This is a genomic window from Humibacillus xanthopallidus (assembly GCF_006717145.1).
GTDB classification, from domain to species: Bacteria; Actinomycetota; Actinomycetes; order Actinomycetales; family Dermatophilaceae; genus Humibacillus; species Humibacillus xanthopallidus.
Genome location: NZ_VFQF01000001.1, coordinates 152,878 through 174,307, shown reverse-complemented (window position 1 = coordinate 174,307; position 21,430 = coordinate 152,878). Strand labels below are relative to the sequence as shown.

At 70.8% G+C, this 21,430-nt stretch carries 18 protein-coding genes; 6 read left to right on the top strand and 12 right to left on the bottom strand.

The features are described 5' to 3' along the window. Positions 1-11: 11 nt before the first annotated feature. Both FHX52_RS00770 and FHX52_RS00765 read right to left on the bottom strand, forming a co-directional pair. Positions 12-1,094, bottom strand: coding sequence for a WD40/YVTN/BNR-like repeat-containing protein (locus FHX52_RS00770; protein ID WP_141819049.1), 1,083 nt, complete (start codon positions 1,092-1,094; stop codon positions 12-14). A 95-nt stretch (positions 1,095-1,189) separates the two neighbouring features. Continuing rightward, positions 1,190-2,128, bottom strand: coding sequence for a 2-hydroxyacid dehydrogenase (locus FHX52_RS00765; protein ID WP_141819048.1), 939 nt, complete (start codon positions 2,126-2,128; stop codon positions 1,190-1,192). A gap of 39 nt (positions 2,129-2,167) precedes the next feature. Here FHX52_RS00765 and FHX52_RS00760 point away from each other — a divergent pair, with 39 nt between their 5' ends. From FHX52_RS00760 to FHX52_RS00750, 3 genes are all read left to right on the top strand, one after another. Beyond that, a complete protein-coding gene (locus tag FHX52_RS00760) occupies positions 2,168-2,851 on the top strand; it encodes an MOSC domain-containing protein (RefSeq protein WP_246069550.1) in 684 nt (227 codons plus the stop codon). A gap of 59 nt (positions 2,852-2,910) precedes the next feature. Then, the gene (locus tag FHX52_RS00755; protein WP_141819047.1) at positions 2,911-4,092 is read left to right on the top strand and encodes a PQQ-dependent sugar dehydrogenase; all 1,182 of its coding nucleotides are present in this window, start codon (positions 2,911-2,913) and stop codon (positions 4,090-4,092) included. 104 nt (positions 4,093-4,196) lie between these two features. Beyond that, positions 4,197-4,892: a DUF937 domain-containing protein gene (locus FHX52_RS00750; RefSeq protein ID WP_141819046.1), complete on the top strand. Its 696-nt coding sequence runs from the start codon at positions 4,197-4,199 to the stop codon at positions 4,890-4,892. A gap of 301 nt (positions 4,893-5,193) precedes the next feature. Here the strand turns inward: FHX52_RS00750 and gatB are convergent, their stop codons facing one another. From gatB to ligA, 9 genes are all read right to left on the bottom strand, one after another. After that, positions 5,194-6,741: an Asp-tRNA(Asn)/Glu-tRNA(Gln) amidotransferase subunit GatB gene (gene gatB / locus FHX52_RS00745; protein ID WP_141819045.1), complete on the bottom strand. Its 1,548-nt coding sequence runs from the start codon at positions 6,739-6,741 to the stop codon at positions 5,194-5,196. Between the two features lies 1 nt (position 6,742). Further along, positions 6,743-8,272, bottom strand: coding sequence for an Asp-tRNA(Asn)/Glu-tRNA(Gln) amidotransferase subunit GatA (gatA, locus tag FHX52_RS00740; RefSeq protein ID WP_141821955.1), 1,530 nt, complete (start codon positions 8,270-8,272; stop codon positions 6,743-6,745). 120 nt (positions 8,273-8,392) lie between these two features. Next, entirely contained in the window at positions 8,393-8,689 is a 297-nt protein-coding gene (gene gatC / locus FHX52_RS00735) for an Asp-tRNA(Asn)/Glu-tRNA(Gln) amidotransferase subunit GatC (RefSeq protein WP_141819044.1), read from the bottom strand. Positions 8,690-8,826: 137 nt separating this feature from the next. Next, positions 8,827-9,846: a branched-chain amino acid ABC transporter permease gene (locus FHX52_RS00730; protein WP_246069549.1), complete on the bottom strand. Its 1,020-nt coding sequence runs from the start codon at positions 9,844-9,846 to the stop codon at positions 8,827-8,829. Next, positions 9,843-10,712, bottom strand: a complete 870-nt coding sequence (locus tag FHX52_RS00725) for a branched-chain amino acid ABC transporter permease (protein WP_141819043.1) — start codon at positions 10,710-10,712, stop codon at positions 9,843-9,845. The genes FHX52_RS00730 and FHX52_RS00725 overlap by 4 nt, the downstream gene beginning before the upstream one ends. A gap of 101 nt (positions 10,713-10,813) precedes the next feature. Next, positions 10,814-12,064, bottom strand: a complete 1,251-nt coding sequence (locus FHX52_RS00720; RefSeq protein ID WP_141819042.1) for an ABC transporter substrate-binding protein — start codon at positions 12,062-12,064, stop codon at positions 10,814-10,816. Positions 12,065-12,228: 164 nt separating this feature from the next. After that, positions 12,229-13,053: an ABC transporter ATP-binding protein gene (locus FHX52_RS00715; protein ID WP_221630409.1), complete on the bottom strand. Its 825-nt coding sequence runs from the start codon at positions 13,051-13,053 to the stop codon at positions 12,229-12,231. 4 nt (positions 13,054-13,057) lie between these two features. Further along, entirely contained in the window at positions 13,058-13,822 is a 765-nt protein-coding gene (locus FHX52_RS00710) for an ABC transporter ATP-binding protein (protein WP_425460076.1), read from the bottom strand. A gap of 241 nt (positions 13,823-14,063) precedes the next feature. Then, the gene (ligA, locus tag FHX52_RS00705; RefSeq protein WP_141819041.1) at positions 14,064-16,208 is read right to left on the bottom strand and encodes an NAD-dependent DNA ligase LigA; all 2,145 of its coding nucleotides are present in this window, start codon (positions 16,206-16,208) and stop codon (positions 14,064-14,066) included. A 133-nt stretch (positions 16,209-16,341) separates the two neighbouring features. Between ligA and FHX52_RS00700 the strand changes: the two genes are divergently transcribed. Then, positions 16,342-17,847 (top strand): long-chain-fatty-acid--CoA ligase, encoded by a 1,506-nt coding sequence (locus FHX52_RS00700; protein ID WP_141819040.1) that lies wholly within the window; start codon positions 16,342-16,344, stop codon positions 17,845-17,847. 232 nt (positions 17,848-18,079) lie between these two features. Beyond that, the gene (locus FHX52_RS00695) at positions 18,080-19,324 is read left to right on the top strand and encodes a L,D-transpeptidase (protein ID WP_246069547.1); all 1,245 of its coding nucleotides are present in this window, start codon (positions 18,080-18,082) and stop codon (positions 19,322-19,324) included. 110 nt (positions 19,325-19,434) lie between these two features. Here FHX52_RS00695 and FHX52_RS00690 read toward each other — a convergent pair whose 3' ends face one another. Continuing rightward, positions 19,435-20,415 carry a uroporphyrinogen decarboxylase/cobalamine-independent methonine synthase family protein gene (locus tag FHX52_RS00690; RefSeq protein WP_141819039.1) on the bottom strand — a complete coding sequence of 327 codons (981 nt, stop codon included), beginning with the start codon at positions 20,413-20,415 and terminating at the stop codon, positions 19,435-19,437. A gap of 69 nt (positions 20,416-20,484) precedes the next feature. Here FHX52_RS00690 and FHX52_RS00685 point away from each other — a divergent pair, with 69 nt between their 5' ends. Continuing rightward, on the top strand, positions 20,485-21,369 hold the full coding sequence (locus FHX52_RS00685; RefSeq protein ID WP_246069546.1) for a GNAT family N-acetyltransferase: 885 nt from the start codon (positions 20,485-20,487) through the stop codon (positions 21,367-21,369). Positions 21,370-21,430: the final 61 nt, after the last annotated feature.

The following is a 21,430-nucleotide window of genomic DNA, read 5'->3' as shown; positions in this document are numbered from 1 at the left end:
TCCTCTGCCGCTCAGGCGATCTGGGCGGCGCGCACGACGAGCACGTCGGGCAGCTGGGTCGCGATGCGCTGGAAGGACTCGCCCTCGTCGGCGGACGCGAAGACGTCACCGTTGCGGGTGCCGAGGTAGACCCCGACAGGGTCAGCCGAGTCGAGAGCCGCAGCGTCGCGCAGGACGCACGTGTAGCTGTGGTCGGGAAGGCCCGTCGCCTGCTGCCGCCACGTCGCGCCCGCGTCCTCGGAACGCTGCACCTGCAGCTGGGCGTCGGGCGGGATGCGCTCCCCCGCGTCGGCGACCGGCACGACCCAGACGACTCCGGCCCGGCGCGGGTGCGCGAGGACCGTGAACCCGAAGTCGGTGGGCAGGCCGTCGGCGATGGAGTCCCACGTCGCGCCGTTGTCGTGCGATCGGTAGACGCCGTTGTGGTTCTGGGCGAAGAGCTCCCCGTCGCCCTGGCCGCGGGCCACCTTGTGCACGCACTGGCCGTACTCGGGATACTCGTTGTCGGGCATGAAGCCGGCACGGATGCCGGGATTGCTCGGCACCCAGGTCTCGCCGCCGTCGGACGAGCGGTAGACGCCGCCGGCGCTCATCGCGACGAGCACCGACTCGGGGTGGCCGGGCTCGGGCACGATCGTGTGCACCGCCCCGCCTCCGAAGCCCGGCTCCCACGAGGGGCGGTGCGGGTGGTCCCACAGCCCGCGGACGAGCTCGTAGTGCTCGCCCCGGTCGGTGCTCTTGAAGAGGGCGTGCGGCTCGACGCCCGCCCACACGACGTCGGCGTCGTTGGGGTCGGGGGTCAGCTGCCAGACCCGCTCGAGCGCGGTGTCGGTGTCGGCCGGGAAGGCCAGCGCGCGCTCGGCGCTCTCGGTCCAGGTGCGTCCACCGTCGGTGCTCGACTGGACCGTCGGGCCCCAGTGCCACGACTTGACCCCCGCGAGCAGCGACGAGCGACCCTCACGGGTGTCGATCGCGACCGAGGCCACCTCGCTCATGAGGAAGTGGGGCCCTTCGAGGCTCCAGGTGCTGCGGTCGTCGCTGCGGGCGATCCAGAGCCCCTTGCGCGTGCCGATGGCGACGATGGTCTCGGTCATGTTCACAGTGTCCACTATGCACCGGTGCACCGACAAGGGTCCGGCGCGCACGGGTTGAGGGCGAGTCAGCCGGAGTCAGTCCGTGCCAACTGGCGTCAGCCGGTGGCGACGACGTTGAGCAGCGGCTCTCCGTCGCGCATTGCGACGACCTGTCGCCGGATCAGCTCCAGGGCCCGCGGCCGCATCGCCTCCGTCGCGCCCCCGACGTGCGGCGTGATGAGCACGCCCGGGGTCGCCCACAGCGGGTGGTCCTCGGGCAGCGGCTCGGGGTCGGTCACGTCGAGCGCGGCGCGAAGGCGCCCGGACGCGCACTCCGCGAGCAGGTCACCGGTGTCGACCACCGGGCCGCGCGCGACGTTGACGACGAGCGCCCCGTCGGGCAGCCGTGCCAAGAGGTCTGCGTCGACGAGTCCACGGGTCGCGTCGGTGAGCGGGACGATGACCACGAGCACGTCGGCTCCGGCTGCGAGCTCGGGCAGCTCGTCGATGCCGTGGACCGTGTCGACGAGGTCGTCGCCCGCCCGGGCGCGTGAGGCGACCGCCGTCACCGACACCTCGAAGGGCAGGAAGCGGCGCACGACGGCCCGACCGATGTTGCCGTAGCCGAGCACGAGCACCCGCCGGTCGGCCAGCGCTCGATGCAGTGTGAGCGGCGGCCAGTGCGAGTCGCGTTGTGCCGCAACGAACTCCGGGATCTCCCTGATCGAGGCCAGCGTCAGCGTCAGGGCGAGCTCTGCCGTGCTGGCGTCGTGCACCCCGGCTGCGTTGCAGAGTGCCACGCCCTCGGGCAGCCCGTCGACGAAGCCCTCGTAGCCCGCACTCTGGATCTGCACGGCCTCGAGCGAGTCGAGGCCGGCACTGATGTCCGACACCGTGAGCCGGGTCATGTAGGGCATGACCGCGAGGCGCACCTCACTGCCGCGCTCGAGCGGCCGCTCCATGTCCCACACGACGACGTCGACGCCGTCGACGTCTGCCAGCGCGGCGGCATACGCCTCGTCGGGCACGGTCACGACCACGGGGGCGGCACTCATGGACCCAACCTAGCCAACGCCGGCGGCTAGGCTCGCGCGGTGGATGGCGCCAGGGAGAGCTCGGTCAGCGGTCGCATCGTGTCGGTCAACGTGGGGCACCGCTTGCCGCGGCGTCGCCCCGACGTGCCGAGCACAGCCATCGACAAGCGGCCTGTCGGCCACATCAAGGTGCGCGACCCTGGGCCCAAGCGCGGCGGGCTCGGCAGCGGCGCCGTCGGCGACGAGATCGGCGACCCCCGACACCACGGCGGCCGGTTGCAGGCGGTCTACGCCTACGCGTCGGAGGATCAGCGCTGGTGGTCCACTCAGATCGGGCGGCCCATCGCCGCAGGCGGATTCGGCGAGAACCTCACGACTGAGGGCGTCGAGATGACGCGCGCCCTCGTCGGCGAGCTGTGGACGATCGGCGACGTCGTGCTGCGCGTCGAGGTGCCGCGCATCCCCTGCGGCACCTTCGCAGAGCACATGGGCGAGCCCCGCTGGGTCCGTCGGTTCAGCGACGAGGGGCGCACGGGCGCCTACCTCTCCGTGGTGGCTCCGGGGTCGATCGAGCCGGGTGCCTCGGTCCACGTCCAGCGACCGGAGCACGACGTCGACCTGCTCCTGCTCTTCCGGGCCTTCACCGGTGATCTCGACGCCATGCATCGCGTGGTCGACGCGCGGGTCATCGACGCCGAGGTCCAGACGGATCTCGAGCGGACCCTGGCGCGCCGCACCGGGTGAGGGGACGTCGCGCAGGGCCGGGCCGGCTGGGGGTCGGCACGCATGGGACAGAATGGGGTATGCCGCCCTCCCGCCTCGTCGTTGCCCGTGCCCTCGCCGTGGGGCTGGTCGGTGTGCTGGCGACCGGGGCCTGCACGTCGTCACCGACGCCGGCACCGCTCGCCGGCACGAGCGGGACTGCGGCGGCGACCACGGGCCCGAGCGGCTCGGCGACACCCACGGCGGCGGGCTCGTCCCCGGGTGCGACGTCCGGGTCCCCCGCCACACCCGACGCGGCAGGCCCACCGGTGGCTCTGCTCAGTGGACTCGACGTGCCGTGGTCGATCGCGGTGCTCCCCGACGGCAGCTCGCTCGTGAGCGTCCGCAACACCGGGGAGGTGCGCCACGTGCCCAAGCCGGGGTCCGGAGGGCAGGCGACGGTCGCGGGCACCCTTCCGATCACGCGCACGGCGGGCGAGGGGGGTCTGCTCGGGCTGGCAGTGCCCGAGGACTTCGAGGCCAACCCCGTCTTCTACGCGTACTACTCGACCGAGAGCGACAACCGCATCGCCGCGGTTCCGTGGCGCGACGGCACGCTCGGCGAGCCGCAGGTCATCCTCGACGGCATACCGATGGGCCGCAACCACAACGGCGGGCGCATCGCCTTCGGGCCGGACGGCTACCTCTACGCCGGCACCGGTGACGCCGGCGCCACGTCGCTGTCGCAGAACCTCGGATCGCTCGGCGGCAAGATCCTCCGGATCACCCCGGAGGGCAAGGCCGCCCCCGGCAACCCGTTCGGCGGCTCCCCCATCTGGTCCTATGGGCACCGCAACGTGCAGGGGCTCGCGTGGGACAGCCAGAAGCGCCTCTGGGCCAGCGAGTTCGGCGCCAACACGTGGGACGAGCTCAACCTCATCAAGCCCGGCGACAACTACGGCTGGCCCGAGGTCGAGGGGGTCGCCGAGAACCCTGACTTCGTCGACCCGGTGGTGCAGTGGCCGACCTCCGAGGCCTCGCCGAGCGGAATCACCGTCGGGCCCGACGGGGCGGTCTACCTCGCGGCGCTCCGGGGCCAGTCTGTCTGGCGCGTGCCGGTGAAGGCCGACGGCACCGCCGGCACGCCGACGAGACACCTCGAGGGCATCTACGGCCGGGTGCGAGACATCAGGTTCGTCGACGGCCGAGCCTGGATCCTCACCAACAACGGCTCCGACGACCGGCTGATGTCGCTGCCCCTCTCCGACGTCGGCGCCACCTGACCGTCGGTCCTCGTGCACGTCATCCCTGGGGCCGAACCCGATCCGTGGTTAGCCTTGCCCGGAGAGTGGTCGCCGACCGCTCCGTGACGAGGAGGTCCCAGGGCATGGCTTCGTACGACGAGATCCTCGGCCAGGTGCCGCTCCAGCAGCTGGCATCCCAGTGGGGGGTGGACGAGAGCGAGGTCGAGCAGGCCGTGCAGACCGCACTCCCGGCACTCCTCGGCGGTCTGCAGGCCAACGCCCACGACCCGGCGGGAGCCCAGTCGCTGGCATCGGCGCTCGCGGACCACCAGGGCACGACGGTGAGCAGCCTCGCCGACGTCGACGAGCAGGACGGTCAGAAGATCGTCGGCAACATCTTCGGTGACAACACCGACCAGGTGATGAGCCAGCTCGGCGGCGTGGGCTCGGGCATCGGAGGATCCGGCTCGGCCGGGTCGATCGTGCAGAAGCTGCTGCCGATCCTCGCCCCCATCGTCATGTCGTGGCTGGCCAACAAGATCGGTCAGGGCGGCGGGCTGGGCAGCATCCTCGGCGGCGGCTCGGGCTCGGCCGAGGCCACGGGATCCTCCTCCGACAACGGTCCGCTTTTCCCGGGCGGCCAGGGCGCTGGCAGCGGTTCGGTCCAGTCCCCCGGTGGCGACGCCCCTGCGGCCAGCGGGTCCAACCCGCTGGAGGACATCCTCGGGCAGGTCCTCGGTGGGGCGTCTGGCGGTAGTGGCGGATCCAGCCCTGGCGGTGGGGCCGGCGACATCCTCGGTGGCATCCTCGGCGGCCTGCTGGGTGGCGGAAAGCGCTGACAGCGCTGCCCACCTCAGCCCAACCCCCAAGTCGAGTGGCCACACTCTGCCGCGTGAACCCAGTCGAGTGGCCACACTCTGCCGCGTGAACCCAGTCGAGTGGCCACCCTCTGCCGCGTGAACCCAGTCGAGTGGCCACACTGTACCGAGCGACAAGAGGTGGCCACTCGACTCGGACCGGGCGACCAACCATGGCCACTCGACTCGGACCGGGCGACCAACCATGGCCACTCGACTCGGACCGGGCGACCAACCGTGGCCACTCGACTCGGGCAGGCGGCCAGGTGTGGCCACTCGACGGTTACTGGAGCTTGGCGAGGATGAGCTCGCGGGCCTTGCCGGCGTCGGCCTGGCCCTTCATCTCCTTCATGACCTGGCCGATGAGCGCACCGGCGGCCGCCACCTTGCCGTCCCGGATCTTGTCCGCGACGTCGGGGTTGGCGGCGATGACCTTGTCGACGGCCGCCTCGAGGGCGCCGTCGTCCTGGACGAGCTCGAGCCCACGGGCGTCGGCGACGGCGGTGGGTGTCCCCTCACCACCGAGGACGCCGTCGAGCACCTGCCGCGCCATCGAGTCGTTGAGCCGACCCGCGGCGACGAGCCCGTCAAGCTCGGCGATGTGGGCGGGCGTGAGCCCGAGCCCGGCGGCATACGTGACGATGTCCTGGCCCTCGGCATTGGCGCGACGCGACGGCTCACCGAGCCACCACTTCTTCGCGGCGGCGGCGCTCGCGCCAGCGGCGACCGTCTCCTCGATGAGCTCGACGGCACCCGCGTTGAGGACGTCGCGCATCTCGAGATCGCTGTAGCCCCAGTCGGACTGGAGTCGCTTGCGGCGGAGGCCGGGAGGCTCGGGCAGGGTGCCACGCAGCGTCTCGACCGTCTCGCGCGTCGGCGCAACGGGCACGAGGTCGGGCTCGGGGAAGTAGCGGTAGTCCTCGGCGTCGGACTTGACGCGGCCCGAGGTAGTGATGCCGGTGTCCTCGTGCCAGTGACGCGTCTCCTGCAGGATCGTGCCGCCGCCGTCGAGGATCGCCGCGTGGCGCGAGATCTCGTAGCGCACCGCGCGCTCGACCGAACGCAGCGAGTTGACGTTCTTCGTCTCGGTGCGCGTGCCGAGAGGCACGGCCAGCTGCTCCTCGCTCGTGGGCTCACCCACACGCGGACGCAGCGACACGTTTGCGTCGCAGCGCATCGAGCCCTGCTCCATCTTGACGTCGCTGACATCGAGGGCGCGGAGCAGGTCGCGCAGGGCCGAGACGTACGCCTTGGCGACCTCGGGCGCGCGCTCCCCCGCCCCGACCATCGGCTTTGTCACGATCTCGATGAGCGGGATGCCGGCGCGGTTGTAGTCGACGAGCGAGTGGTCGGCGCCGTGGATGCGGCCCGTCGCACCGCCGATGTGGAGCGACTTGCCGGTGTCCTCCTCCATGTGCGCGCGCTCGATCTCGACGCGGTAGGTGCTGCCGTCCTCGAGCTCGACATCGAGGTAGCCCTCGAAGGCGATCGGCTCGTCGTACTGCGAGGTCTGGAAGTTCTTCGGCATGTCCGGGTAGAAGTAGTTCTTCCGGGCGAAGCGGCACCACTGCGCGATCTCGCAGTTGAGCGCCAGGCCGATGCGGATGGCCGACTCGACGGCCTTCTCGTTGACGACGGGCAGCGCACCGGGCAGGCCGAGGCAGACGGGGCAGACCTGCGAGTTGGGCGCGGCGCCGAACTCGGTCGGGCAGCCGCAGAACATCTTCGTCGCCGTGTGCAGCTCGACGTGGACCTCGAGACCCATGACGGGGTCGAACTTCGTCATGGCCTCGTCGTAGTCCATGACGGCGTCGGCGGTGACCGTGCTCATGTCAGGCTCCCTTCGCAGCAGCAGCGCCGCCCAGCTCGGGCGCGCGGTCGAGGATCGGACCGCCCCAGCGGTCGACGAGCGCGGCCTCGAGGGCAGCGCCCACGGAGTAGAGGCGCTCGTCCTTGGTCGCGGGCGCGAGGATCTGGATGCCCGCGGGGAGGCCGTCCTCGTCCGCAAGACCCGAGGGGATCGACATGCCGGGCACGCCGGCGAGGTTGGCCGGGATCGTGGCGATGTCGTTGAGGTACATCGCCATCGGGTCCTCGAGCTTGTCGCCGAGCTTGAACGCCGTGGTCGGCGCCGTCGGGCTGACGAGCACGTCGACGCGTGCGTATGCCGCCGCGAAGTCCTGCGCGATGAGCGCACGCACCTTCTGGGCCGAGCCGTAGTACGCGTCGTAGTAGCCGGAGCTGAGGGCATACGTGCCGAGGATGATGCGGCGCTTGACCTCGGGTCCGAAGCCGGCGTCGCGCGTGGCCGCCATGACCTGCTCCGCGCTCGGCGCGTCGACGCCCTCCGGCAGCACCCGCAGGCCGTAGCGCATGGCGTCGAACTTCGCGAGGTTGCTCGACGCCTCGCTCGGGAGGATGAGGTAGTAGGCCGCGAGGGCGTACTCGAAGTTCGGGCAGCTGACCTCGACGACCTCGGCACCGAGCTCCTCGAGCAGCGCCACGGACTCGTCGAAGCGCGCGCGTACGCCGGGCTGGTAGCCCTCGCCACCGAGCTCCTTGACGACGCCGATGCGCATCCCGCGCACGTCGGCGGCACGCGCCGCCTCGACGACCGGCGGCACCGGCGCGTCGATCGACGTCGAGTCCATGGGGTCGTGGCCGCCCATGACGGCGTGGAGCAGCGCGGTGTCGAGCACGGTGCGCCCGCAGGGCCCGGCCTGGTCGAGCGAGCTCGCGAGGGCGACGAGGCCGTAGCGCGAGACGCCGCCGTAGGTCGGCTTCGTGCCCACGGTCGCAGTGACGGCCGCCGGTTGGCGGATCGACCCGCCGGTGTCGGTGCCCGTCGCGAGCGGCGCCTGGAACGACGCGAGCACTGAGCTCGAGCCGCCGCCCGAGCCGCCGGGGATCCGGTCGAGGTCCCACGGGTTGTGGGACGGGCCGTAGGCGGAGTGCTCGGTCGAGCTGCCCATCGCGAACTCGTCCATGTTGGTCTTGCCGAGGATCGGGAGCCCGGCCTCACGCAGCTTCGTCACGACCGTCGCATCGTAGGGCGGGATCCAGCCCTCGAGGATCTTGCTGCCGCAGGTCGTCGGCAGCCCCTTCGTCGTCATGACGTCCTTGACGGCGATCGGCACCCCGGCCAGCGCGCCGAGGCTCTCGCCGGACTGGCGGCGCGCGTCGACCGCCCTGGCCTGTGCGAGCGCCCCCTCGCCGTCGACATGGAGATAGGAGTGCACCTGCCCGTCGACAGCGGCGATCCGGTCGAGGTGCGCCTGCGTCACCTCGACGGAGCTGATGGTCTTGCTCGCGAGGGCACCAGCCAGGTCGGCGGCAGTGGCCCTCGTCAGGTCAGTTGGCAGGTCGGTCACGTCAGTGCCTTCGATTCGTAGCTGCGACAGGGGGTTTCGTGGGTGCCCGTCACGGGCGAGGGCGTATGCCGGGGGCTCGGCCCAGCGGCATACGCGGGCGTCGGCGGAGGCTCAGTCCTCGTCGAGGATGCGGGGCACGGAGAAGCGCTCCTGCTCGGCCTCGGGCGCGCCGGCCAGGACGGCTGCGGCGCCGAGGCTCGGGCGCACGACGTCGGGGCGGGTCACGTTGGTCAGCGGCATCGGGTGCGACATCGGGGCGACGCCGTCGGTCGGGGCCTGCTGGACCTTGGCCACGGACTCGAGGATGACCCCGAGCTCACCCACCATGCGGTCGAGCTCGTCGTCGGAGAGCTCGATGCGGGCGAGGCCGGCCAGATGGGCTACGTCGTCGCGGGACAGGGAGGACATGCCGGTCAGTCTATGGGGCAGCCTCCGGCGCGCCGACCAGGTGCCGGTGCGGATGCCGGTGCCGGTGCGGGCACGCCGAGAATCCCACTCGTGACAGGTGAGGTTACGCGGCCACTCGAGGTGGCCGACGGGGTCAGTCAGTCCCGGGATTGACGCCGCCGGTCGAGGACGAACCGGCGCAGGGCGTTGCGAGCCGTGCCCCAGATGCCGTGGCGGAAGAGCAGCACGATGACGACGAAGATGCCACCCGTGATGAGGCCGATGCCCTCGAAGCCCGAGCTCGACAGGTAGTCCTCGAGGGTGACGACGACGCCGGCGCCGACGAGACCGCCCCAGAGGGTGCCGATGCCGCCGAGGACCGTGATGAGCACGACCTTGCCCGAGGTGGTCCAGGCGAGCTCCTGCAGCGAGGCGAAGCCGTGGCTGATCGCGAAGACGCCACCCGCCAGCCCGGCGAGGCCGGCAGAGATGACGAAGGCCTTGATCTTGAAGACCTCGACGTCGTAGCCGAGCGCGCGGGCCCGCGCCGGGTTGTCACGGACCGCGGTGAGCACCCGGCCGAACGGCGAGTTGACGACCCGCCAGGCGATCGCGATGCCGATGACGATGAGCGCCGCGCCGGCGTAGTAGAAGTAGAAGGAGTCGTTCTCGACCGCGTCGATGCCGAAGAAGGTGCGCGGGATGCCCTGCAGGCCGTTCTCGCCGCCCGTGAGGTCACGCAGCTGGTTGGCGATGAAGTAGATCATCTGGGCGAACGCCAGGGTGACCATCGCGAAGTAGATGCCCGTGCGGCGCACCGAGAGCCAGCCGATCGGCCAGGCGATGAGCATCGCGAAGACCGAGCCGCCGATCACCGCGACGGGGAAGGGCACACCCCAGGTGATGGCGATCAGTCCGGTGCAGTAGGCCGAGCCACCCCAGAAGGCGGCGTGCCCGAAGCTGAGCAGCCCGGTGAAGCCGAGCAGCAGGTCGACGCTGATCGCGAAGAGTCCCCAGCACAGGATGTCCATCGCAACCGGCGGGTAGATCCAGTAGGGCAGCAGGACGAGGACAGCGAGGCCGGCCAGCAGCATGAGGTAGCGCCACGGGCTGCGCCGCGACAGGATCGAGGGCTGAGCCAGGTCGACGTCGACCTTGGCGGTCATCTGCTCGCTCACGCGACCTCCTCCCTTCCGAAGAGTCCGGATGGCCGGACGAGGATCACGGCCGCCATCAGCACGAAGATGACGATCTGGGCATAGGCCGGCGCGTAGGCGACGCCGTAGGCCTCGACGAGGCCGACGAGGAAGCCGGCGACGACCGCCCCGAGAATCGAGCCGAGGCCTCCGATGACGACGACGGCGAACAGGATGATGATGAAGTTGCTGCCCATCTCGGCCGTGATCGCCCGGGTCGGCGCGGCGAGCACGCCGGCGAGACCGGCCAGCGCGATGCCGAAGCCGAAGACCGGGGTGACCCAGCGACCGACGTTGATGCCGAGGGCCCGGGTGCGCCCGGCGTCCTCGGTGGCGGCGCGCACGATCATGCCGATGCGCGTCCTCGTCATGAGCAGGCCGACGGCGATGCACACGACGACGGAGAAGACGCACGCGAAGATCGCATAGACCGAGAGGTTGACGCTGCCGACCGTCACCTGCCCACCGAGGCCTGCTGGGATCTCGTAGGGCAGCCCCGAGACGCCATACCTCAGCTTCACGGCCTCGACGAGGATGAGCGTGAGGCCGAAGGTCAGCAGGAAGTTGTAGAGCGGGTCCAGCGCGAGCAGCCACTGCACGAGGAGGCGCTCCATGAGCACTCCGAAGCCGAACATGACCACCGGCACGACGACGAGCGCCACCCAGAAGCCGAGGCTCAGCTCGGCCAGCAGGACGGCCGCGATGACGGCGCCGAGCATGTAGCAGGCGCCGTGGGAGAAGTTGACGACCCCGAGGACGCCGAAGATGACGGCGAGGCCGAGCGCGGAGAGCGCGTAGAAGCCGCCGGCGGCGAGCCCCTGGAGGGTGTACTGGATGAATTCGCTCATGTCTCTCGCTCGTTCGCGGTCGATCGGGCTGGACGGATCCCTGCCGTATGCCGTCCGGCGCGGCTCGTGGGACGCGGCCGGACGGCATACGTGCTCGGGAATCAGCCCATCGTGCAGGCGGGGTTGGCCGCGCCGTACGCCTCGGCGGCGGGGATCGTCTTCACGATGTCCTCGTAGTCCCACTCCTCCGGGGCGGAGCTCTTGACCTTGGCGAGGTAGACGTCGTGGGTCACGGCGTGGTCGGCCTTGCGGATCTCGCCGTTGCGCAGGAACACGTCGTTGATCTTCTTGCCCTCGAGCTTGCTGACGATGGTGTCGGCGTCATCGGTGCCGGCCTCCTGGACGGCCTCGAGGTAGTTCATCGCGGCCGAGTAGTTGGCGGCGTGGGCGAAGGACGGACGGGTGTTCGTCTTCTCCTTGAAGCGGTCGGCCCACTTCTTGTTCTGCGCGTCGAAGTTCCAGTACCACGCGTCGGTGAACTGCGTACCGGCGAACTGGTCGACCCCGAGCGAGTGGATGTCGGTGATGAACATCAGGCCGACAGCGAGCTGGACCTTGCCCTTGAGCGAGCTCTGGTTGAACTGCTTGACGAAGTTGATGAGGTCGCCACCGGCGTGCATCGAGCCGATGACCTTCGGGTTGCCCTCGCCGGCCTTGGTGATGAAGGTGGCGAAGTTGTCGCTCGGGAACGGCGAGGCGATCGACTGGCCGACGGTGCCGCCGTTCTTCGTGACCTCGGCGCTGAACGACTTGTTCATGTCCTGGCCGAAGGCGTAGTCGGGGTAGACGATGTTCCAGCTCGTCCCGCCCTCCTTGGTGATCGTGCCGGCAGTGCCGCGCGCGAGGACGGCGGTGTTGTAGGCCCAGTGGAACGTGTACCTGTTGCAGCTGGCGCCCGTCAGGGCCGTCGTGCCCGCACCGATGTTGATGTAGAGCTTCTTCTTGTTCTTCGCCTGAGTGGCGACGGCGAGCGCGGCGGCCGAGTTCGGCACGTCGAGGATGATGTCGGCCTTCTGGCGGTCGTACATCTCCTGCGCCTTGGAGTTGGCGATGTCGGCCTTGTTCTGGTGGTCGGCCGTGACGATCTCGATGTCCTTGGCGACGGCCTTGTCGCCGTACTTCGCCTTGTAGTCGTCGATCGCCATCTGGATCGCGACCTTGGAGTTCGGACCGGACAGGTCCTTGTAGACGCCGGACTGGTCGTTGAGCAGGCCGATGACGACCTTGCCGTCGGTCAGGCCGCCTGCCGCCGCGGCCTGCGGGCCGCCCGCGCCGCCGCAGGCGGCGAGGGCGAGCGAGGCGGTGGCGGCGATCGCGATGGCCGAGACGCCGGTGGTGGTTCTGCTGCGCATGTCCCCTCCTGGGGGTTTCGGTCGGGTGGTGGAGGTATGGCTGAGGGTGAGTGGAGGACGTGGTGCGATGAGTGGTGCCATGGCTTGGCGTGCCGCCCCGTGACGTGTGTGGTTGAGCGGAGCGACGTGTCGTGGCCCCGGCCTGACAGGCCGGCGCCAGCCGGTTACATCCCGAGATGGGTGAGCAGCTCGCTCTCGCGGGCCGCGAACGCGTCGTTGGAGAGGTGCTCCACGACCTGGCCCTGCGCGAGCAGGTAGTGACGGTCGGCGACCGACCGCGCGAAGGTGACGTTCTGCTCCACAAGGAGCACGCCCACGCCCTGGGCCTTGATCTCGCGGATGATCTCGCCGATGCGCTGGACGATCACCGGGGCCAGGCCCTCGCTCGGCTCGTCGAGCAGCAGCAGGCGCGAGCCCATCCGGAGCACCCGGGCCATGGCGAGCATCTGCTGCTCGCCGCCTGACAGCTTCGTGCCCGGGAAGTCGCGGCGCTCGGCGAGCACCGGGAAGTGGTCGTAGACCTTCTCCATCGACCAGGCCGAGTCGTGCACGACGGGCGGCAGCAGGAGGTTCTCCTCGACGGAGAGGCTCGCGTAGATGCCACGGTCGTCGGGCACCCAGCCGATGCCGGCGCGGGCCCGCGCATCGGGGCTGCGCCGCCCGAGGTCGCGCCCGTCGAGGGCGACGGCGCCCTTGACCTGCTTGTGCAGCCCCATGACCGAGCGGAGCAGGGTCGTCTTGCCGGCGCCGTTGCGTCCGACGAGCGTGGCCACCTCCCCCGGGGCGACCGTGACGGAGACGTCGGTGAGCACGCGGGCCTCGCCGTACCACGCCGAGAGGTCGGTGACCGAGAGCAGGGCGGGGCCTGCGTCATCGGCCGGCTGCCCCGAGGGCGCGGTTGCGGCCTGCCCGCCGGCGGCGTCGCTCGCGCGCTCAGCCGTCCACTCAGCCGTCCGCTCAGCCGACTGCTCATCCGTCCGCTCACTCATGCGCTCACTCATGGACGGCTCCGAGGTATGCCGTGATGACGCGTTCGTCGGCACGGACCTCGTCGTAGGGACCCTCCGCGAGCACCTGCCCCGACTGCAGAACGGTGACCCGGTCGGCGAGCGACCCCACGACGTGCATGTTGTGGTCGACGAAGACCACCGTGCGCCCAGCGGACAGCGACTTGACGAGGGCGATGGTCCGGTCGACGTCCTCGAGCCCCATCCCGGCCGTCGGCTCGTCGAGCAGCAGCAGCTTGGGGTCGAGGGCCATGGCGATGGCGAGCTCGAGGGCGCGCTTCTGGCCGTAGGCAAGGGAGGCGGCCGGAGCGCCGGCCCGGTCGGCGAGGCCGACCTGGTCGAGCAGCTCGAGCGAGCGCTTCCGGAAGCGGCTCATCCTCGTCACCGAGCGCCACCACTGGTTGGCGAGGCCCGTGGGGCTCGCGAGCGCCAGCTCGAGGTGCTCCTGCAGCGTCATGGCCTCGAAGAGGCTCGTGATCTGGAAGGAGCGCGCGATGCCGAGCGGGGCGATCTGCTCGGGCGCCTTGCCGGTGATGTCGTGTCCGTCGAAGTGGACGGTGCCCGACGTCGGCGTGAGGAAGCCGGTGAGCAGGTTGAACAGCGTCGTCTTGCCGGCTCCGTTAGGTCCGACGAGGGCGTGGATCGTGCCACGCTCGACGGCGAGGTCCACGCCCGAGACGGCTCGGAACCCGCGGAACTCCTTGGTCAGGGAGCGGGTCTCGAGCAGCGGGGTAGCCGTCAAGGCCGGCACCTCCTCGTGCGTCTGCGGCGTCGTCGGGGCGATCTCGCCCGGCGGTCCACCGGGTGGTCCCCGGTGATTGACTCGGCACACTCTAGGAGGGCCCGACGGGCTGTGGACGGTCGCGCCTCACACAGCTCGGCGCCTTGTATGGGTGCCGCGCACATGACCACGTGAGGGCCATGTCAGAGCCGGCCCAGCCCTCCCCCGGGGGTCACAGACGGGTCACACGCAGGTCACGATGGGGTGATGCTCACTCCGGCGAGCCCGTCTCGAGCAGCCTGCGGAAGCCGGCCTCGTCGAGGACCGGGAGCCCGAGCTCCTCGGCCTTGGCCGCCTTGCTGCCGGCGTTGGCCCCGACGACGACCCAGTCGGTCTTCTTCGACACCGACCCGGACGCCTTGCCGCCGCGGCTGATGATGGCCTCCTTCGTCTCGTCGCGGGAGAAGCCCTCGAGCGAGCCCGTGACGACGACCGTCTTGCCCTCGAGGGTGCGGGCCACCGACTCGTCGACCTCGTCGGCCATGCGCACCCCGGCGTCGGCCCACTTGCGGACGATCTCCTGGTGCCAGTCGAGCTCGAACCACGTGGTGACGGCCTCGGCGATGACTCCGCCGACGCCCTCGGCTCCGGCGAGCTCCTCGGTCGAGGCCGCCCGGATGGCCTCCATCGAGCCGAAGTGGGTCGCGAGCGCCCGGGCCGCCGTCGGTCCGACGTGACGGATGGACAGCGCCACGAGGACGCGCCACAGCGGCTGGCTCTTGGCCTTCTCGAGCTCCGCGAGCAGCTTCTCGCCGCCCGCAGACAGCACGCGACCGTCGACGACCGACTCCGCCGGGTCGGTCTTCTTCGCGGCGCGGGTGTAGAGCGGCACCTGCGCGAGCTTCTCGCGGGTGATGCCGTACTCCCCCGCGGCCGGGCTGTCGGCCGGCGGCGCGAAGAGGTCGCCCTCGTCGGTGATGATGCCCGACTCGAGCAGGGCGATCGAGCCCTCCCAGCCGAGCGCCTCGATGTCGAGGCCACCGCGCCCGGCGAGGGCGAAGACGCGCTCGCGCAGCTGGCTCGGGCACGAGCGCGTGTTGGGGCAGCGGATGTCCTTGTCGCCCTCCTTCTCCGGGGCGAGCGGGGTGCCGCAGGCGGGGCACTCGGTCGGCATGACGAAGGCCCGCTCCGACCCGTCGCGCAGGTCGACGACGGGCCCCACGATCTCGGGGATGACGTCACCGGCCTTGCGCAGCACGACGACGTCGCCGATGAGCACGCCCTTGCGCTCCACCTCGTAGGCGTTGTGCAGCGTCGCCTGCTCGACCGTCGACCCCGCGACGACGATCGGCTCCATGACCCCGTAGGGGGTGACCCGTCCGGTGCGGCCCACGTTGACCCGGATGTCGAGCAGCTTGGTGTTGACCTCCTCGGGCGGGTACTTGAACGCGATGGCCCAGCGGGGGGCCCGCGACGTCGCCCCGAGCTGACGCTGCAGGGCCACCTCGTCGACCTTGACGACGATGCCGTCGATGTCGTGGGCCCGGTCGTGGCGGTGCTCACCGTGATAGGTGACGAACTCCTCCACCGCCGCGATGTCGGCAAGGACGCGCACCTCGTCGGAGGTGGGCAGCCCCCAGGCGCGCAGGACGGCATACGCCTCGCTCTGACGTTCCACGTCGAAACCGCGGCGAGCCCCCAGACCGTGGACGAGCATGCGCAGCGGACGCGAGGCCGTGACCTTCGGGTCCTTCTGGCGCAGCGAGCCAGCCGCGGCGTTGCGCGGGTTGGCGAAGGGCGCCTTGCCCGCCTCGACGAGGCTGGCGTTGAGGTCGGCGAAGGCGGCGGTCGGGAAGAAGACCTCGCCTCGGATCTCGACGAGCTCGGGCACGTCATCGCCCGTGAGGCGCGAGGGGATGCCGCTGATCGTTCGGACGTTGTGGGTGACGTCCTCACCGGTGCGCCCGTCTCCACGGGTGAGCGCTCGCACGAGGCGGCCCTGCTCGTAGAGCAGGTTGATCGCGAGGCCGTCGATCTTCAGCTCGGTGAGGAAGTGGGCCCCCGCGCCCACCTCGCGCTCGACCCGCTCGGCCCAGGCCCGCAGCTCCTCGAAGGAGAAGGCGTTGTCGAGGCTCAGCATGCGCTCGACGTGGTCGACGGTCTCGAAGCCTGTGGCGAACGACGCTCCCCCGACGTTCTGCGTCGGGCTCTCGGGCGTGCGCAGAGCGGGGTGCTCCTCCTCGATGACGACCAGCCGGCGCATGATCTGGTCGTACTCGGCATCGCTGATCGTCGGCGCGTCCTTGACGTGGTAGGCGAACTGGGCCGCGCTGGCGCGCTCGGCGAGCTCGGCCCACTCCTGGTGGACGGCCGCGGGGATGTCGTCGGTCAGGGGGGCACCACCGGTCTCGGTCACGCGTTCATCCTGCCAGTCGGCACCGACGCTGCGCCCTCACCCGGAGGCATCCGCACGGGCACCACCCCGCCCTGTTCAGCACGCTACCGACCAGTCACAATGGGCCGGAACCGGCCGGAGCAAAGGAGCCTCGATGACCAACCTCGCCAGCAACCTCGTCGCCACGGCGGAGCGCATCCCCGACAAGGTGGGCATCCGCCTCGACCAGGCGGGTGTGACGTGGACCCAGCTGCACCAGGCGGCGGCTCGGGTCGCGGGCCAGCTGCGCGCGGCCGGCCTCGAGCCCGGCGACCGGGTCTCGCTCATCCTGCCCAACGTGCCGGCCTACCCCGTCGCCTTCTACGGCACGCTCCTCGCAGGCGGGGTCGTCGTCCCGATGAACCCGCTCCTCAAGGCCGGCGAGATCCAGTACTTCTACGAGGACTCCGGCGCGCGCTTCAGCTTCGTATGGCCCGACTTCGCCGAGGAGGCGGGCAAGGCCGCAGCCGAGACGGGCACCCGCCTCGTCGTCTGCGGACCGATGGGCCCCGCCGACGGCCAGTTCGACGCGAGCGAGTCGGCCGCCGACCCCGTTCTCGTCCCCGTCGAGCGCGACGACCAGGACACGGCCGTGATCCTCTACACGAGCGGCACGACGGGCAAGCCGAAGGGCGCCGAGCTCACCCACTTCAACCTGCACCGCAACGCGGAGGTGTCGGCGAGCGACATCATGCAGATCGGCGAGGACGACGTCATCATGGGGTGCCTGCCCCTCTTCCACGTCTTCGGCCTGACGTGCGGCCTCAACACCTCGGTGCTGCGGGGCTCGACCCTGAGCCTCATCCCGCGCTTCGACCCGGCCAAGGCCATCGAGGTGCTCGGCCGCGACCACGTCACGATCTTCCAGGGCGTGCCGACGATGTATGCCGCGATCCTCCACCACGCGGACGCCGACCGGGCCGACACGAGCAGCCTGCGCACCTGCGCCTCGGGTGGCTCGGCGATGCCGGAGGCCGTGATGAAGGCCTTCGAGGAGAAGTTCCACTGCCAGATCCTCGAGGGCTACGGCCTGTCCGAGACCTCGCCCGTCGCGTCCTTCAACATGCCCGACAAGCCGACGAAGCCCGGCACGATCGGTCGCGCCATCCCCGGGTGCGAGATGAAGCTCGTCGACATCGACGGCAACGACACCCCTCCCGGCGAGATCGGCGAGATCGCGATCCGCGGCGAGAACATCATGAAGGGCTACTGGAACCGTCCAGAGGCGACGAAGGAGGCCATCCCCGACGGGTGGTTCCGCTCCGGCGACCTCGCGACCGTCGACGACGAGGGCTACTACACGATCGTCGACCGCAAGAAGGACATGATCATCCGGGGTGGGCTCAACATCTACCCGCGCGAGGTCGAGGAGGTGCTCTACACGCACCCCGAGGTGCTCGAGGCGGCCGTCGTCGCCATCCCCGACGAGCTCATGGGCGAGGAGGTCGGCGCCGCTGTCGTCCTGCGGCCCGGCGCGACGGCGACCCTCGAGGACATCCAGACCTACGTCAAGGACCGCCTCGCCGCCTACAAGTACCCCCGCAAGCTCTGGCTGCTCTCCGAGCTGCCCAAGGGCCCGACGGGCAAGATCCTCCGGCGCGAGGTGCGGCCCTCGGCCTGACACCCCGACCAGCCCGATACCCGCGGGTATGCCGTTCGGCTTGGCCCCACGGCATACCTGCCGGTAAGGTCTCGGCGGCACCCGCACAGCCACCGACACGCGGACGGTCGGGCGCGCCATTTTGTCGTATGCCATGTCATCGGTGACACTGGTACGGGGTTCCAACCGACTCGTCCACCACTCCGCCACCTGCGCGGAGCACTCCCATGCGGGTCATCGAGGGGATTGCTGCGTGAAGCTCACCATCCGTCACACCGTCGTCTCCAGCCTGGCCCTCGTGGCCGTGCTGGCCGTCTCTGCCTGCAACGCGTCGGCCAACGCCGATGGCGGAAGCCCGGCCGGGACCGGCGCCGGCGGCAACCAGACGAGCTCGGCGGGCGGTCAGACGAACTCGCAGACCCCCACCGTCGACCCCGTCACGTGGAAGACCACGCCGGACGACAAGGCGACCAACGTCGCGGTCGACACGCGCGTGACGGCCTCGGCCGACAAGGGCACCCTCGAGAAGGCGTCGCTCTCCTACGTCAGCAAGAAGGGCAACACCGTCAAGGTCGACGGCACCCTCGAGGGCGGCACGTGGACCGCGGGCGACCTGCTCGAGCCGGGCGTGAAGTACACCCTCGCCCTCGAGGCCAAGACGACCGACGGCACGACGACCGAGTCGACCCGCACCTTCCGGACCGACAACCTCACCCTCGACCAGCAGGTCTACGTCGCGGTCTCACCGCGTGACGGCGGCACCGTCGGCATCGGGATGCCGGTCATCGTCCGCTTCGACCTGCCGGTCGTCGACAAGGCGAACTTCGAGAAGAACATGCACGTGACGACGACGCCCGCCCAGGCCGGCTCGTGGTACTGGCTGTCGTCGAAGGAGGCCCACTGGCGGCCCGCGACCTACTGGAAGCCCGGCACCAAGGTGAAGGTCGACGCACAGCTCAACGGCGTGCCGGCCGGCGGCGGCCGCTGGGGCGAGATGAGCCGCACGTCCGAGTTCACGATCGGCCGCTCGGTCATCGCCAAGGTCGACCTCAAGAGCCACCAGATGAAGGTCGTCATCAACGGCAAGGTCGCCAAGACCATCCCCGTCACCGGTGGCCAGCCCGGCTTCATCACCCGCTCGGGCGTCAAGGTCATCATGGACAAGGTCACCAACATCACGATGCGCGCCGAGACGATCGGCCTCAAGAAGGGCGACGTCGGCTACTACTCCGACACGCCCGTCAAGTGGGCGCTGCGGGTCACGAACTCCGGTGAGTTCCTCCACTCCGCTCCGTGGTCGGTCAAGGACCAGGGCGTGCGCAACGTGAGCCACGGCTGCACCGGAATGAGCGACGCCAACGCCGAGTGGGTCTACAAGAACATGATCATCGGCGACGTTGTCGAGACGACCGGAACGAACCGCCCGATGACGATGGGCAACGGCTACGCGGACTGGAACCTCAGCGCCGCCAAGTGGGCTGCGGGCTCCGCGCTCTGACGCTGCCCCACCGCTGCTGACGACACGGCCGGCCACCCTCGAGGTGGCCGGCCGTTCGCGTGTCCGCATGCAGGGTGCGCGCAGAAGGCCTGTGCCCCAAGGAAAGCCGGTCAGGTGGCGCTGCGTTCCTCGAGCTCGCGGGCCGTCTCGACCGCCGCCCGCTGCACGGCCCTGGCGACGTCGGGGGCGCGGGTGCCCAGACCACAGGCGGGGGTCACGACGACGTCGAGGAGCCGGGCGGACGGCATACCGATGCGGTGCCAGGGTGTGACGAGGTCGTCAGCGAGAACCTGCGCGCGCAGCCGGCTGCCGTCGGTGGGCACGAGGCCGGCGTGCAGGCGGATGCCGTCCTCGACGGCCACCGCGATGCCTTCCCACGCGCGGGGGCGCAGCAGCGACGTGTCCAGCGAGAGCGCTGTGGGGCCGGCGGCCCGGAGCAGGGGCACCGGCGGCTCGGCTGCGCAGCAGTGCAGGACGGTGTCGCCGTCGTGTGCGCCGAGTACCGTCGCGAGCCCGGCGGCCGCCACCTGCGGGTCGAGGCTCGGCAGCCTTCCCCAGCCCGACGACGTGGGCAGCCGTCCCGCGAGCACGGTGGGCAGCGAGGGCTCGTCGACCTGGAGCACGATCTGGGCGCCCGGCACGAGCGCACTCACGGCCGCGACGTGCAGGCGCACGCCCTCGGCAAGCGACTCGACGAGGTCACGGCAGGCGCCCTCGTCGACGATGACCCGCTCGCCGCGGTGCAGCCACAGGTCGGCGGCGAGGGTCCACGGCCCGACCACCTGCACCTTGAGGGGGCCCGTGTGGCCGTCGAACGCCTCGGCGAGCTCGTCGAGGTCCTCGCGCAGGAGGGCCGCCGTGCGCTGGGCGTCTCGGCCCGGCCGGTCGACGAGCCGCCATCCCACGGGCTGGAGGTCGACGGGCAGCTCGACGAGCAACCCTGCCGTGCGCCCGACCATGTCGGCACCCGGGCCGCGCTCGGGCAGCTCCGGCAGATAGGGCAGCTGCCCGTCGAGCAGCTCGCGCACCTGCCCCAGCGCATCGCGCACCGAGATGCCTGGCCAGGAGCCGATACCGGTCGCGAGGGTCACCGCGCCAGTATGCCGCCGGGTGGGGCTGTCGGCGCACCGCCCCCCGGGGCGGCGGCTAGGTTGGCGGTCGTGAGGAGAGACTTCGTGGGTCCGGACGACCTCGTCGACATGCAGTCCATGGCGTCGAGGCTGTGGTCACCTCGCAGCCGCTTCCACCCCGGCCAGCTGGCCTGGAGTCGCTACTACCGCCCCGTCGACCCCTTCGGGCTGGAGGAGGGCGAGGAGATCTCGATCTGGTCGGACGGCAGCGAGACCGTCGGGTTCGGCTGGGCCGAGGCGCCCGACTGGCTGGAGCTACAGGTCGATCCCGCGCACCCCGAGGTCGCCGAGGAGGTCGTCGAGTGGTTCGAGGAGGTGAGCGACGCGGAGCAGCAGTCTGCCCTGGTCATGGAGGGTGACGTGGCCGAGCAGGCTTTGGCAGCAGCAGGATTCGCGCCGGAGGAGGATGGGCCCTTCATGGTCCACCACGTGATGGACCTTGCCGACCTGCCACCGTTGCCGGCCCTCGAGGGGTACGGCATGCGCCCGGTCGAGGCAGGTGAGGCGCGGGCGCGGGCGGCTGTGCACGCAGCGGCCTGGTCGGATGTCGCGCCGTCGCTGGTCGACGAGCGGGCCTACACCCAGCTCATGGCCGCGTGGCCGTATCGCGTCGACCTCGACTGGGTCGTCACCGACGCTGCGGGCGACCTCGTGGCATCGGCGCTCGTCTGGCTCGACCCCGCCACCGGAGCCGGCCTCGTCGAGCCGGTCGGCTGCGTGCCGGCCCACCGGGGTCAGGGACTGGCCCGCGCGGTCACGCTCGCTGCACTGCAAGCCCTGCGCTCGGCGGGTGGCACCGTGGCCCAGGTGACGCCGCGGGGCGACGACGCGTATCCGGGGCCGCAACGGCTCTATCGCTCGATCGGCTTCCGACCGACCGCGCGCACCGTGACCTGGACCCGCTCGCTCGAGTAGCAGCCGTCCACGCCGCTCCCCCACCACGCCACAGCTGGTCATCGACGGGTCGAGCGGATCC